General features: G+C 70.6%; 10 protein-coding genes and 1 pseudogene. 3 read left to right on the forward strand and 8 right to left on the reverse strand.

Translation table 11 applies throughout. The features are described from left to right. Positions 1–7: 7 nt before the first annotated feature. Entirely contained in the window at positions 8–1114 is a 1107-nt protein-coding gene (locus GLX30_RS02250) for a 3-oxoacyl-[acyl-carrier-protein] synthase III C-terminal domain-containing protein (protein ID WP_167306901.1), read from the reverse strand. 120 nt (positions 1115–1234) lie between these two features. Between GLX30_RS02250 and GLX30_RS02255 the strand changes: the two genes are divergently transcribed. Beyond that, a complete protein-coding gene (locus GLX30_RS02255) occupies positions 1235–2044 on the forward strand; it encodes a UbiA family prenyltransferase (RefSeq protein WP_347879680.1) in 810 nt (269 codons plus the stop codon). Between the two features lie 42 nt (positions 2045–2086). Here GLX30_RS02255 and GLX30_RS02260 read toward each other — a convergent pair whose 3' ends face one another. The 6 genes from GLX30_RS02260 to GLX30_RS02285 form a co-directional block, all read right to left on the reverse strand. After that, positions 2087–3157, reverse strand: coding sequence for an aldose epimerase family protein (locus GLX30_RS02260; protein WP_159682907.1), 1071 nt, complete (start codon positions 3155–3157; stop codon positions 2087–2089). A gap of 135 nt (positions 3158–3292) precedes the next feature. Then, positions 3293–4429, reverse strand: coding sequence for a LacI family DNA-binding transcriptional regulator (locus GLX30_RS02265; RefSeq protein ID WP_159682909.1), 1137 nt, complete (start codon positions 4427–4429; stop codon positions 3293–3295). Positions 4430–4549: 120 nt separating this feature from the next. Next, on the reverse strand, positions 4550–5599 hold the full coding sequence (locus GLX30_RS02270) for an ABC transporter permease (protein WP_159682911.1): 1050 nt from the start codon (positions 5597–5599) through the stop codon (positions 4550–4552). Beyond that, positions 5596–6567: an ABC transporter permease gene (locus tag GLX30_RS02275; protein ID WP_159682913.1), complete on the reverse strand. Its 972-nt coding sequence runs from the start codon at positions 6565–6567 to the stop codon at positions 5596–5598. Before GLX30_RS02275 ends, GLX30_RS02270 begins: the two co-directional genes overlap by 4 nt. Next, entirely contained in the window at positions 6564–8429 is a 1866-nt protein-coding gene (locus tag GLX30_RS02280; protein WP_244258409.1) for a sugar ABC transporter ATP-binding protein, read from the reverse strand. The genes GLX30_RS02275 and GLX30_RS02280 overlap by 4 nt, the downstream gene beginning before the upstream one ends. A gap of 146 nt (positions 8430–8575) precedes the next feature. Continuing rightward, entirely contained in the window at positions 8576–9661 is a 1086-nt protein-coding gene (locus GLX30_RS02285) for an ABC transporter substrate-binding protein (RefSeq protein ID WP_159682915.1), read from the reverse strand. Positions 9662–10212: 551 nt separating this feature from the next. Here GLX30_RS02285 and GLX30_RS02290 point away from each other — a divergent pair. After that, positions 10213–13479 (forward strand): LamG-like jellyroll fold domain-containing protein, encoded by a 3267-nt coding sequence (locus GLX30_RS02290; protein ID WP_159682917.1) that lies wholly within the window; start codon positions 10213–10215, stop codon positions 13477–13479. 189 nt (positions 13480–13668) lie between these two features. On the opposite strand, the gene GLX30_RS02295 is transcribed toward GLX30_RS02290, so the two are convergent. Next, the gene (locus GLX30_RS02295; RefSeq protein WP_159682919.1) at positions 13669–13950 is read right to left on the reverse strand and encodes a hypothetical protein; all 282 of its coding nucleotides are present in this window, start codon (positions 13948–13950) and stop codon (positions 13669–13671) included. 231 nt (positions 13951–14181) lie between these two features. Between GLX30_RS02295 and GLX30_RS35805 the strand changes: the two are divergent. Continuing rightward, positions 14182–14416 (forward strand): annotated as a pseudogene (locus GLX30_RS35805) (helix-turn-helix domain-containing protein); the annotation flags it as partial. Between the last annotated feature and the right edge of the window lie 75 nt (positions 14417–14491).

Here is a 14491-nt window from a genome sequence, read left to right on the forward strand (position 1 = left end):
TGTTTCCTCACCAGCGCAGGAGGACGAACTCGGTGCAGAAACCCGGGCCCATGGCGAGCAGTACGCCCCAGGTCCCGGGTTCGGGGCGCCCGCTACCGCCGATGTCCTCGAGGAGCCTCAGTACGGAGGCGGACGACATGTTCCCCACGCTCGCCAGCGACCGCCATGCGGACTCCAGGGCGCCTTCGGGCAGGTCGAGCGTGTCGGCGACCGCGGAGAGCACCTTCGGGCCCCCGGGGTGGCAGATCCAGGTGCCGACGTCGTCCGGGCCGAGGCCCTGGGCGGCGAGAAAGGCCCGCAGGTCCGGGCCGAGGCGGGCCCGGACGATGTCGGGGATACCGGCGTCGACGACGACGCGGAAGCCACTCGCGCCGATCTTCCAGCCGAGCAGGTGCTCGGTGTCCGGATACAGCCTCCCCTGGGTGGCCACCACCCGCGGCCGGCCGATGTCCGGCCCTGCCGCCCGGTCCCCGCGTGCGACAACGGCTGCCGCGCCGTCCCCGAAGAGTGCCCCCGCCACGAGGTTGGCGAGCGACCCGTCCCGCTGCTGAAGTGTCAGGGAACAGAGTTCGACGCTGAGAAGTACCGCGGTGTCCTCCGGATGGCCGCACAGGTAGTCGTGGATCCGGCCGAGACCTGCGGCGCCCGCGACGCAGCCCAGGCCGAACACGGGGATCCGCTTCACGTCGGACCGCATTCCCACCCGGACCGCGAGGCGGGCGTCGAGCGAGGGAGCGGCGACTCCTGTGATGGACGTGCAGAGCAGGAGGTCCACGTCCGCCGCTGTGATCCCGGCGCTTCGGAAGGCGCCCACCAGCGCTTCCTCGCCGAGCTCGAGACCGGCCTCGATCCAGGCGGCGTTGGACTGCCCGAAGTCGGTCAGCGCCGGGTACCGCTCGATGGGCAGGGCGAGGTGACGGGTACGCACTCCGGCCGACCGGTGCAGACGGCGCAGCAGGCTCCGGTCCTCGCCCGGCCGCAGGCACAGATCGCCGATCAGCTCGGTCAGGTCGCTCTGGGCGTACCGGTGCGACGGCAGAGCGGTCCGTACGGCGACGACGGTGGTGGTCCGGTTCGACGCGAAGGAGGGGACGGGGGGAGGGGCGGGGGCCATTTCGTCGAGTGCGGGGACACGCATACCGGGATGTCTCCTCACGGCCGATCCGGTCATTACCTTGCACCCGTGTCTCTATACCCCTCCGCGACTTCCCTTCGGGCGACACACCGGCTACTGGTGTTGCTGCGTGCGTGCCACCCGGAGGCGACGGTCGCCGTGACGGTGTTCGTCACCGCACTGGCCCTGTCGGCCGGCCGCGGGCCGGCCGGTTCGCTGGGCGTCGCCGCCGCGGTCCTCGCCGGACAACTTTCCGTGGGGTGGTGCAACGACGCGGTCGACGCGCGACGGGACACCGCCGTCGGCCGCCTGGACAAACCGGTGGCGGCGGGCGCGTTGGCGCAGCCCGTGGTGGCGAGGGCAGCCGCGGCGGCGCTCGTTCTCTGCGTCCCGCTGTCCCTGCTGAGCGGGGTGACGGCGGCGGTGGTGCATCTGACCGGAGTGCTGGCCGGAGGCTGGGCCTACAACGTCCTTCTGAAAGGCACCGTGCTCTCCCCTCTCCCCTACGCCCTCGGGTTCGCATCACTGCCCGCGTTCGTCACGCTCGGCCTGCCGTCCGAGCCGTGGCCCGCCTGGTGGGCGGCGGTCGGCAGCGCCGTGCTCGGCGTGGGGGCACACCTCGCCAACGTCCTCCCGGACATCGACGACGATCTGGCGACCGGTGTCCGGGGCCTGCCGCAACGCCTGGGCGCCACCGCGTGCCGATGGCTTGCTCCCACGGTGATGCTGACGGCTCTCGGCGTGCTCACCGCCGCGCCTCCGGGCACGCCCGGAGTGTTCGGCTGGGCGGTTGTGGCCACGGCCGGGTGCGCGGCGGTGGCGGCCACGGCCATGCAGCGCGCCAACCGGAAGTGGCCTTTCCGGGCCGCGATCGCTGTGGCCGCGCTGGCCGTGGTGCAACTGCTGCTTCGAGGCACGGACATCGCCTGACACGGCGGCGTGGGCGGGCGGCCCTGCGGCCGTGACGGGGGATCACGTCGGCAGGTGCGGGAAGCGGAACTCGGTGCGGCTGGTCAGGGTCGCGCCGGGGCGCAGGACGGTGCTCGGGTAGTCAGGGCGGTTGGGCGCGTCAGGGAAGTGCTGGGTCTCCAGGCACACGGCGCTGTAGCGGCCGAGGCTGCGTCCGTGGCCGTCCATGAGCGAGCCGTTGAGCTGGTTGGCGGTGTAGACCTGCAGTCCTGGTTCCGTCGTCCACACCTCCATGACCCGTTCCGCGGCCGGGGCCGTGAGCCGCGCGGCGCGCCGGAGTGTGCCGGCGGGGGCGGCCGACAGGACCCAGCAGTGGTCGAACCCACCGGCGCGCTCCATCTGGGCGTCCGGTGCGGACAGCCGGTCCCCGAGCAGCCGAGGTGCCGTCAGGTCGAAGGGAGTGCCGGGAACTCCGAGTGCCCGGCCCGTCGGGATGCCGTCCTCGCGGACCGGTAGATACGCGGGGGCGTCGACCTGAAGGGTGTGGGTCAGGATGTCGCCGGTTCCGGCGAGGTTGAAGTAGGCGTGGTTGCAGAGGTTGACCACCGTGGGCCGGTCCGTCTCCGCCGTGAAGGACAGCGAGAGCGTGCCGGAGGCGTCGAGCGCGTAGGTGACGGTGACATCGAGCGCGCCGGGAAAGCCCATCTCGCCGTCCGGGCTGTGCAAGGAGAGTCGCACCGCGGCCCGGTCGTCCTCGACCAGCGGGACGGCGTGCCAGACCTTTGTGTCGAAGCCCTCCGGGCCGCCGTGCAGCGCGTGTCCGCGGTCGTTGACGGGGACGTGGTGGGTCGCCCCGTCGAGGGTGAAGCGGCCATGGGCGATGCGGTTGGCGTACCGGCCGACGAGGGCGCCGAAGTAGGGGCTCTTCTCCGCGTACTGGTCGGCGGAGGGCAGGGAGAGCACCACGGAGTCGGTGTCACCCGCGGTGTCGGGCACGCCGAGTGCGTGCAGTATGCCGCCGTAGGTGAGGATCTCGGCGTACACGCCGGTGCCGGATTCCAGTCGCCACAGGCCGATGTCCTCTCCGCTCGGCGTACATCCGAACGGCCTGTGATGCGCGGTGGGTCGGGGCATGATGAGTCCTCGTGGCGGGTGGTGTCCCCAAAGACAGGGTGGGCCGGTGGGGGTCGGGTCCCGGCGGTTCGCCGGGACGGATGCCGGGTCGACGGCGGGCGGATTCCGGGGCGTCGCCGGGCGGATCCGGTCTCTCTACGCCGCCGGTGACGGGCCCGTCTCCCGAGCCCGCACCGGACCGGTCTCCTCAGCCGGTACGCGGCCGGTTTCCTGAGCCGGCACCGGGCCGGTCTCCCGAGGGACGCGGGCGGTCTCCCGCCCCTCCGCGGGGCCGGTCGATTCACGGACCACGAGCCGGTAGCCGGGTCTCGCCCTGCGTGGCTCGGCCATGACGTGACCGGCGAGCCGTTCGACAAGGCTGTCCACCGCCAGCCGGGCGATGGCCTGCTTGTCGGGAGAGATGGTGGTGAGGGTGACGCTGCCGTAGCGGCTCTCCTCGATGTCGTCGAAGCCCACGACGGCGACGTCGCGCGGGACGGTGAGTCCGCGTTCGGTGAGCGTGCGCATCGCTCCCATGGCGATCAGGTCGTTGTAGGCGAACACGGCGTCGGGCTGCCGGCCCCGGTCGAGGAGCGCGGCCATGGCGGCGGCGCCGTCGGCGCGCCCGTAGCCGTCGGTGGCGACGACGAGTGTCTCGTCCGGTTCCCGGCCGGCGGCGAGGAGTTCCTCGCGCCAGCCGCGCAGGCGCAGGTGGGCGGGCCGGCGCTCGCGGTCGGTGCGTGAGCCGAGGAAGGCGATGCGTTGCCGGCCCAGGTCCAGCAGGTGGCGTACGGCGGTGCGGGCGGCGGCCACGTTGTCGATGGCGATCTGGTCGTACGGGGCCTCGTACTCCCGCTCCCCCAGCAGCACCAGGGGCGATGTCTCCTGCCGGCCGACCAGGTCCTCGGTCTCCAGATGGATGGGGCTGAGGATCAGTCCGTCGATGACGTGCGACCGGAACTCCTGGCTGACCAGGAGCTCCCGCTCGCGCAGTCCGGCGGTGTGGTCGACGAGCACCGTGTAGTCGTGGCGGGCGGCGGCGTCGATGACGGCACCGGCCAGCTCCGCGAAGTAGGGGTTGCCGAGTTCGGGAACGGCGAAGGCGATGATGCCCGTGCGCCCCTTGCGCAGATGGCGTGCGGTGAGGTTGGGACGGTAGCCGAGTTCGTCGATGGCCTGCTGCACCTTGGCGCGCATGTGCGGTGTGACGTGGGGATAGTTGTTCACCACGTTCGACACGGTCTTGATCGACACGCCTGCCCGCTGCGCGACGTCCTTGAGGCTGACGCCCACGGCACTCCTTGTGTTCGACTCGAGCCGACCGGAAGGCGGCCGGGTTGTCCAGCTCCGGGGGTGGTTGCCCGGGCGGCGGCCCGCGGACATGGTCCCCGAGGTCCGCGGTCACCGCCCGGTTCAAGCGGTTCTTCGGCTTCGCGCCAGGTACCGCTGCGCGACCACGACGACGATGAGGAATCCGCCGCTGACCACGGACTGGTAGGACGAGTTGAGCGATCCGATCTGGTTGATGAGGTTCTGGATCACCGCCAGTAGGAGCACGCCCCACAGGGTGCCGCTGAGGGATCCTGCGCCGCCGACGAGGAGCGTCCCGCCGATGACGACGGCGGCGATCGCGTCGAGTTCCATGCCGACGCCGATGATGGTCACGCCCGACGAGAGCCGTGCCGCGTTGATCGCCCCGGCCAGGCCGGCCAGCAGTCCGCTCAGCAGATAGACAGTGAGCTTGACGCGTGCCACGGGAAGACCCATGAGCACGGCGGCGTCGCTGCTGCCGCCCACCGCGAAGAGTGTCTGACCGAACGAGGTGCGCTGGAGTACCACGCCGCCGGCGGCGAAGAGCACCAGGGCGATCAGGATCGGATGGCCGAAGCCCCAGACGCTGCCCTGGCCGAGCTCGGCGAACGCCGAGTCCTTGGGCACAAGGTAGGTGGTGGCGCCCTCGTCGGTGATGGCGAGCAGCAGTCCGCGGGCTCCCAGCAGGGAGGCGAGCGTGACGATGAAGGGAGCCATGCCCACGCGGGCGATGAGCACTCCGTTGAGCGCGCCGATCGCTCCGCAGACCACCAGCGGCACCAACAGGGCGGGAAGCACGCCCCATTGGGAGGCCCATGCGGCGAGTACGCCGCCGAGGGCGAACACCGAGCCGACGGACAGGTCGATGCCACCGGTGATGATCACCATGGTCATGCCCAGCGCGACGATGGCGAGGAAGGACGCCTGCACCGTCACACCACGGGCGTTGTCGAGCGTGGCGAACGTCGGATAGACGAAGGAGGCGATCACGACGACGAGGAGCAGGACCGCGAGCACGCCCTGCCGCTGGACGAGCGAGGCGACGCGCTGTCCGCCGGACACGCCGGTCCCGGCTTCCGGGCCGGCCTGCCCGCCGGGCCCGGGCGACGGTACTCGTGTCCCGGCGGGGTCGAGAACTGAGGAGAGTTTCATCGGGATCGGCGCTCCCGTGCGACATAGACGGCGACGATGATGATGGCCGCCTGGGCGATCTGGGCGGTCGAGTCGGGCAGGTCGTGCTTGACGAGCGTGGCGCGCAGCAACTGCATCAGCAGCGCTCCGGCGACGGTGCCCAGCACGCGGATGGAGCCGCCGCTGAGCGGTGTCCCGCCGACGACCACCGCGGTGATCGCGGACAGCTCCATCAGGTTGCCCAAGGAGGAGGGGTCGCTGGCGGTGAGGCGGGCGGTGGCGAGGATGCCGGCGAGCGCCGCGAGTACGCCGCACAGGATGTAGACGCCGGTGAGGACCCGCTTGACGGGCAGGCCCGCCAGGGCCGCGGCGGACCGGTTGCCGCCGATCGCGACGACCTGCCGCCCGAAGGTGGTGCGGTGGACGAGGAAGGCGACGGCGAGCGCCAGCACTCCGGCGATGAGGACGACGAGCGGGACACCGAGGAAGCTTCCGGTGCCGAGGGCCAGCAGGTCGGGGTTGGAGATCTGCTTGAGCTGCCCGTCCGCCATGACCAGGGCGATCCCCCGGCCTCCGACGAACAGTGCGAGTGTGGCGACGATGGGTTGCAGGCCCACCACCGATACGAGGGTGCCGTTCACCGCGCCGACCACCGCACCCGCAAGGAGCGCGATCAGCAGAGCGGGTACGAGGCCGTAGCCGAGGTAGAGCGGCAGTACGGCCGCCGCCAGTGCCATGGCGGAACCCACCGACAGGTCGACACCCTCTGTACCGATCACCAGTGCCATGCCCAGGGCCACGATGACGACCGGGGCGACCTGGATCAACTGGGTGCGGAGGTTGTCGGCGGTGAGGAAGTGCTCGGTGAAGAAGGCGTTGAAGAGGAGGAGCGCGGCCACCGCCGCGTACACCCCGTACTCCTGGAACCACGCGGGTCCGGGCAGCCGTTGCAGGCTCCGCGCCGGCGCTGCGGGGGCGTGGGTGGTCATCGGAGGTCCTCCTTGACGGCCGGGGCCTCGGCCGGGAGCTCTGCGGGGACGTCGGCCGGGCCATCGGCTGCGGCCTGGTCAGGAACCGGGGCCTGGTCCCGGCCCCGGGCCTGGCCCGGGTACGAGGCCTGGCCCGGGCCCTGGTCCAGGTCTGGGTCCTGGCCCGGGTCCAGGCCCGGGTCCTCGTCCGGGTCCAGGCCCGGGTCCGGAAGCGTGGCTCGGTCGGGGGTCGCGTCGGGGCCCGCGGCCGGGGCAGGGACGATCGGGCCGGTGGCGTCGACGTCGGCGCGGGCGCCGGTCTCGGCGTCGACGTCAGCGTCGGCGCGGGCGCCGGTCTCCGCCTCCGGCGGGACCGGCGCGGGCGCGTGGTCGGCGAGCACCGCGAGCAGCGCGGCTTCGCTGACCTGGTCACCCGTCAGCTCGCCTGCCGTCGCCCCTCCCCGCAGGACCACGATCCGGTCGGACCCTTCGATGAGCTCCTCGATGTCGGAGGAGATCAGCAGCACGGCGAGCCCCTCCTGCGCGAGCTCGTCGATGAGCGCCTGCACCTCGGCCTTGGCACCGACGTCGATGCCTCGGGTGGGCTCGTCGAGCAGCAGCACCTTGGGTTCCAGGCACAGCCAGCGGGCGAGCAGCACCTTCTGCTGGTTGCCGCCCGACAGTTCGCCGACCTTCTGCTCGGGACTCGACGCCTTGATGCGCAGACGCTTCATGAAGATGTCGACGATGCGGTCCTGCCGCTTGCGGGACACGATGCCGCCGCGGGACAGCCGGGGCAGGGCGGCGAGCACGATGTTCTCGCGCACCGATAGGCCCGGCACGATGCCCTCGGCCTTCCTGTCCTCGGGCAGCAGACTGATCCCCGCGCGGATGGCGCTCGCGGAGGAGATCCTGCGGAGCACCCGGCCCGCCACGCTGATCGTTCCCTTGTCCAGGGCCAGCGCGCCGGCGAGCGCCTTGGCCGTCTCGCTGCGTCCCGACCCCAGCAGGCCGCCGAGACCGAGCACTTCGCCGGGGTGCAGATCCAGCGATATGTCGTCGAGCCGGTGCCTGCTGGTCAGTCCGTCCGCGGTGAGGACCGGCCTGCGCGCGATGTCGTGGTCCTCGTCGCCGAAGCTGGTCACACCGTGCCGGCGGACCTCGGTGATCTCCCGGCCGAGCATCATGGACACCAGCTGCACCCGCTCGAGGTCCGCCAGGTCGCCGGTGTGGATGTGGCGGCCGTCGCGGAGCACGGTGACACGGTCGCAGATGCGGTACAGCTCGTCCATGCGGTGGCTGACGTAGAGGACGGCGATGTTCTGCCGGCGCAGGTCGCCGATGACCCGGAAGAGGGTCTCGACCTCGCGCGGCTCCAGGGACGAGGTGGGCTCGTCCATGATCACCACTTGGGCGCGGACCGACACGGCGCGGGCCAGCGCGACCATCTGCTGGGTGCCGACGCCCAGCGTGTGCAGGGGCCGGCGGGGGTCCACGGTGACACGGAAGCCTTCCAGCAGGGTGGTGGCCTCGCGGTGCATCCGCCCGAAGTCGATGAGTCCCAGCCGGGTCCTCGGTTCGCGGCCGAGGAAGATGTTGCGGGCCACGCTCATCAGGGGGACGAGGTTCACCTCCTGGTAGATCGTGGAGATGCCGGCCTGCTGCGCCTCGAAGGGCCGGGCGAAGTGCACGAGCTGTCCTGACAACAGCAACTCGCCGCCGTCGGGGCGGTGCACGCCGGTCAGTACCTTGATCAGCGTGGACTTGCCCGCCCCGTTCTCGCCGACGAGCGCGTGGGTCTCTCCCGCACGCAGGGTGAACGAGACGTCGTCGAGGGCAACCACGCCCGGGAAGCGTTTGCTGACGCCGCGGGCCTCCAGCACCGTCGGCGTGAGTGACGGCGGTTCGCCGGTCGCCGCGGGGGCTGCCGCTTCGGGGGATGCCATGAACTCGGCCTTCCGGAGATCGTGTGGGATGGTTCCCGGGCCGCCGCGGGCAGGAGCACCGCGGCGGCCCGGAGCGAGCTCGGTCAGTACGCTCCACCGATGGACGCCTTGGCGTTGGACGCGTCGTAGGACCGGTCGCTGATGATCACGTTCTCCGGGATCTCCTCGCCGGCGTAGAACTTCTGCGCGGTGGCGAACGCGAGCGGACCGAAGCGCGGGTTGGACTCGATGACCGCGTTCATCTCGCCGTCGGCCAGGGCCTGGACGGCGTTGCGTGTGCCGTCGATGGAGACGACCTTGACGTCCTTGCCGGGCTTCTTGCCGGCGGACTTCAGGGCGGTGAGGGCGCCGAGTGCCATCTCGTCGTTCTCCGCGTAGACGGCGGTGATGTCCGGCTTGGACTGGATGAGTTGCTCCATGACCTGCTGGCCCTTGTCGCGGGCGAACTCGCCGGTCTGCTGGGCGACGATCTCCAGACCGGGCGCCTCGGCGGCGACCTGGTCGACGAAGCCCTTGGTGCGGTCGGTGGTGACGTTGTTGCCGGATGCCCCGAGGAGGATGGCGACCTTGCCCTTGCCGCCGGTCGCCTTGATCATCGCGTCGGCGGCCCGCTTGCCCTGTTCGACGAAGTCCGAGCCCAGGAAGGCCAGATAGTCCTTGCAGGCGCCCGCGTTGACCTTGCGGTCGATGGTGAGGACCGGGACCTTCTTGGCTGCGGCGGCCTTGAAGGCGGGCTCCAGGCCGTCGGAGTTCAGCGGGGCGACGATGAGGAACTGGGCGCCCTGGGCGAGCATGTCCTGGATGTCGCTGATCTGCTTGGACAACTGGGACTGCGCGTTGGTGGTGAGCAGCTTCTTGACGCCCACCTTCGCGGCCTCGTCCTTGATGGACTGCGTCTCCGCGATACGGAAGGGGTTGGCCTCCTTCTCGGACTGGGAGAAGCCGACGACCGCGTCCTTCAGGTCGAGCTTCGGGGCGCCGTAGGTCTCGAGCGTGCAGCCGGAACCGGAGCTGCCTGCGGGCGTCTCGGCCGCCTGGGCGGCCTGGCTGCTGTCACCGCCGGCGTTGCTCGTGGTCTCCGACTTCGCGCAGCCGGACACGGCCAACGTCGCCGTGGCGGCGAGCAGACAGGCGACGGTGAGCGAGCGAGATCTCTTCGGGATGGTCATCTCAGGACACTCCTAGGCGGGGTGAGCGCACCGCCGAGTGGCGTGCGGTCGGGCGGCGTGGGTACGGAGATTTCGGCCTGCGACCGGTCCGGCAGGCTGGTCGGAATCAACTCCGACCTGGGGAAAAGAAGGTCGAACGCGTCCGAACGGCCGTTGGCCACCTCGGATTTACAACGTTATATAGCTGCCGGTCGACACGCGGCAAGGGTGTTGCGCGACGTTTCCCAAATGTGTTCACACGATGGCCCGTTGACGCCACGGACGGCCCCCTGAGCCGGTCTGCGCGGGGCCTGGACAGCGGCCGGGCGGCGTGCTCTCATTCCGCTGCACACAGTTTTCCAACGATGGAACAGTGGCCGGCAAGGGACGCCGGCCGCTGCCTGCGCCGGTGCCCTGCCCCATGGTGCTCGACGGCCGTCGGCCCGCTCCGACGAGCGTGCTCGGACCCGGCGGCCGCCTTCCTCGAGGGCGGACACCCCCGTACCGGATCCCATCTGCGCATCCACTCCTCACAGGCCCGGCTCCGATCCCTCTGTGCGAGGAAAGATTCGATGACAAGACAACTCACCCGCCCCAGAACCAGGTTGTGGGCGCTGCTGACCGCGGCCGTCCTGGCACTGCCGGTCAGCGGCCTGGTGCCCACCGCGTCGGCCGCCGAGCCGATCAGCACCGTGTCCGCGTCCGCCGCCGAGAACGCCGCCATCGAGGTGCACGGCCTCAAGGGCGAGTACTTCAGCATGTCGGCGCCCGGTGCCCGGGACTTCGCCGACCTCGGCGGCGTATCACTCGATCCGCAGATCAACTTCCCCGGTCTCGCGTCCACTTTCGAGTCGCTGACCGGGCGTGCGGAGCACACGACCGCCCGCTGGACGGGCATGATCGAGGCGCCCGCCACCGGGGACTACACGTTCTACGGCATCGGCGACAACGGCTTCCGGTTGTTCATCGACGGCAAGCCCGTCATCGACCACTGGGAGCCGGACTGGGACAGGGAGCAGACCAGTGCACCGGTCAGGCTGACCGCCGGCGAGAAGCACGAGTTCCGTCTGGAGATGTTCCAGGACTTCGGCGGGGCGAACATGTTCCTGCGCTGGTCGAGTCCGTCGATGGGCAAGCAACTGGTGCCCGAGTCGGCCTTCACCCCGCCCGCCGGTTTCCAGGTCTACCCGGTGGAACTGTCCGTCGCCGGGGACGGCCGGCAGATGCGGGCGCGGTTCGAGAACGAGGTCGGCGGCATCGAGGCGGTCAAGGACCACCTGAAGATCGAGGCCGACACGACGGCCATGCCGATCAAGTCGGTCGCCGTCGACCCCCGCGACCCCAACTCCCTGCTCGTCACCCTCGCGGCGCCGATCCAGAAGAACCAGCAGGTCAAGGTGGAGTACGACGGTGAAGGCGGCCTCAAGGCCGGCACCGGAACCGTGCCGCAGATCATCCGCTCGGCGCAGAATGCCTCCAAGCACCGGCTCACCACGGCATGGGGTGACAAGGTCGACAAGAACAATCCGCTGCCGGAGTACCCCCGCCCGCAGCAGGTGCGCGGCAAATGGAAGAACCTCAACGGCCCCTGGCAGTTCAGCGGCGCAGCGGCGGGTGAGCAGCCGGTCTTCGGCAAGGATCTCGACGAGAAGATCGTCGTGCCGTTCCCGGTCGAGTCGCAGCTGTCCGGGCTCGAGCGGCACGAGGACCACATGTTCTACCGCAAGCTGGTGAACGTGCCCCGGGACTGGAAGGTCGGCAAGGGCAACCGGCTGAAGCTCAACTTCGGCGCCGTCGACTACCGGGCCCGCGTCTGGGTCAACGGCAAGCAGGTCGCCGAACACACCGGCGGCTACAACGCCTTCAGTGCCGACGTCACCGACGTGCTCAAGGGCACCGGACCGCAGGAGGTCGTCGTCGCGGTCACCGACACCGGCGGCGCGAACCAGCCGATGGGCAAGCAGTCCACCCATCCGAGCGGCATCTTCTACACCCAGACGTCGGGCATCTGGCAGACGGTCTGGATGGAACCGGTCGCCGACGCCTCGATCGACAACGTCGTCACCACGCCCGACATCGACACCAGCAGCCTGGCCGTGACCGTCGAGTCCGACAACGCCTCCGCGAACGCCCGTGTCGAGGCCGTCGCCCGCAACGCGAGGGGCGAGGTCGTCGGTAAGGTCAGCGGGCGGGCCAACAGCACGCTGCGGCTGCCCGTGGCGAAGCAGCACCTGTGGACCCCGGACGACCCGTACCTCTACGACCTCGACGTCAAGCTGACCGACGGCAGGTCGACCGACAGGATCGACAGCTACTTCGGCATGCGCAAGATCGGGATCGAGAAGGTCGGCGGCTTCCAGAAGCTCGTGCTCAACGGCAAGCCGATCTTCTCCCTCGCCACGCTCGACCAGGGCTTCTGGCCCGACGGCCTCTACACCCCGCCCAGCGACAAGGCTTTGGCCTTCGACCTCCAGGCCCACAAGAAGCTCGGCTTCAACGCCGTCCGCAAGCACATCAAGGTGGAGTCGCCTCGCTGGTTCTACCACGCGGACCGGCTCGGCCTGCTGGTGTGGCAGGACTTCGTCTCCGGGAACATCACCGACGAGACGGGACAGCAGGCCTTCGTCGACCAGGGCCGGGAGATGATGCGCCAGCATCACAACTCGCCCTCCGTCATCGGCTGGATCGTCTTCAACGAAGGCTGGGGCGAGTGGAGCCGCGAGGAGAGCGGCCGCATCGCCGAGTCCGTCAAGGCCGCCGACCCGTCCCGTGTCGTCAATGCCCACAGCGGCGTCAACTGCTGCAACTCCAAGGGCGACTCGGGCAAGGGCGACATCATCGACCACCACGACTACAACAACACCGACCCGGCCTTCCCCGACGCGAACCGGGCCGCGATGGACGGTGAGCACGGAGGCTTCACGCTGCGCACCCCGGGCCACATGTGGCCGGGCGCTCCCACGGTGATCTACAGCGGTGTGGCGGACAAGGACGCGCTCACCCGCAAGTACGTCGAGAACACCGAGAAGTTCTACCTCGAGCAGGCGGGGGCCGAGCTGTCAGGCTCCGTGTACACCCAGATCTCCGACCTGGAGAACGAGCTCAACGGGCTGTACACCTACGACCGCCGGGAGATCAAGGTCGACCCGGTCAAGGTGCGCGACATCAACCGCAGGATCATCGCGGCCGGCGCGGCCGCGGGCGAGCGTGACGAGCTGAAGGGCGGCGGGCACTGGGCCCTCGACGAGGGCAAGGGGAGCACCGCACGGGACGACGGTCCCAACAACAAGCCCTTGGAGCTCACCGACGGCACCACCTGGACCCCGGGGGTCAGCGGCAGCGCGCTGAAGCTCGACGGCCAGGGCCAGTTCGCCCAGACCGAGGGCCCGGTGCTCGACACCACCAAGAGCTACTCCGTCTCCGCCTGGGTCACGCTCGACGCGGTCCCCGGCAACTACGCGACCGCCGTGAGCCAGGACGGCCGCCGCCAGGAGAACCCGTTCTACCTCCAGTACGGGCAGGGCGCCTTCGCGTTCAGCACACCCGGCGGCCACCGCGCCCGCGTGGAGACCGTTCCCCAACTGGGGCGCTGGTACCACCTCGTCGGCGTGCGCGACACCGCGAGCAACGACATCAAGCTGTACCTCGACGGCAAGCTGGTCGCGACCGCCGAGCCGGGCCCGGCCGACGTCAGCACCGGCCCTCTGTCCGTCGGCCGCGCCCGGTGGAACGGCGGGAACGTCGACTTCTGGAACGGCGCGATCGACCAGGTGCACGCTTTTGACAAGGCACTCACCGCCGAGGAGGTGAGCGCTCTCCACGCCGATGAGAAGCCGTAGCCCAACGGCTGACCGGTCCCCGGCGAGCGGTGTCGACCGCCCGCCGGGGACCGTCGTGCGCAGCGGCCCGGGGGCCGGGGCCGCGAGGCGGCCCGGACCCTGCCCGGTGCTCGTCGACGCCGGCACCTGCTGCCAGGTGCAGCGATGCACCACCGACCCCGGGGAGACGGCGCCGGGGCGTGCAGCAGCTCACCCGGTGGCCACTTCCAGGACCGCCTTTCCGGAGATCCGACGCCCGCGAAGCGCCTCGGCCGCCTCGTCGAAGCGGTCCCAGGATCCTTGCCAGCCGATCTCCACGGTGACGGCTCCCTCAGCGGCCGGTTCGCTGAGCACGGCAAGGTCCGGGCCGGTGTCGCCCTCGATGACGAAGGAGGTCAGCGACTTGGCCGGGCCGACGATCGCATACGGAGGAAAGGCCGCCGGCTCCCCGGACGTCCAGCCGACGCTCTGAACACTGCCCCCGGGGGGCAAGCAGATTCCATGCGGCGACCAGTTGGGGGCCGCCGACACTGTCGATGACCACGTCGACCGGTCGGTGGAGTGCCTCCAGGCCGATCAGCACCTCGTCGGCGCCGAGCTCGGCCAACCCCTCCCCGCGGGCGGCGAGCCTACGGACGCGATCACGTGGGCCCCGGCCCGCACCGCCAACCGGACGGCGAACCGGCCGACTCCTCCGGAGGACAGTGATCAGCACCCTCTTTCAGCCGACGGATGCTCACCCTCAACCTGCGCAGGCTGGAGCGGGACGGCCTACTGGTCCGTACCGTCCACCCGACCGTGCCGCCCAAGGTCGAGTACAGCCTCACGCCCATGGCTCGGGAGCTCCACGCCTCGCTGACCGGCCTGGTGGGGCGGGCCGAGCGGCATCGGTCCGTCATCGCCGAGGCGACGCGCCACCTACGACACCGCGGCGGAGCAGGGACCCGACGCCGACTGATCGGGCCGGGGCCGGCTCAGCAGCCGTCCGCACGAGATCAGCGAACCCGGCCGGGGTTCGGGAAGGCCCACCGTC

Origin of the sequence: Streptomyces sp. Tu 2975, assembly GCF_009832925.1 — a bacterium.
In the GTDB taxonomy this organism is placed as follows: Bacteria; Actinomycetota; Actinomycetes; order Streptomycetales; family Streptomycetaceae; genus Streptomyces.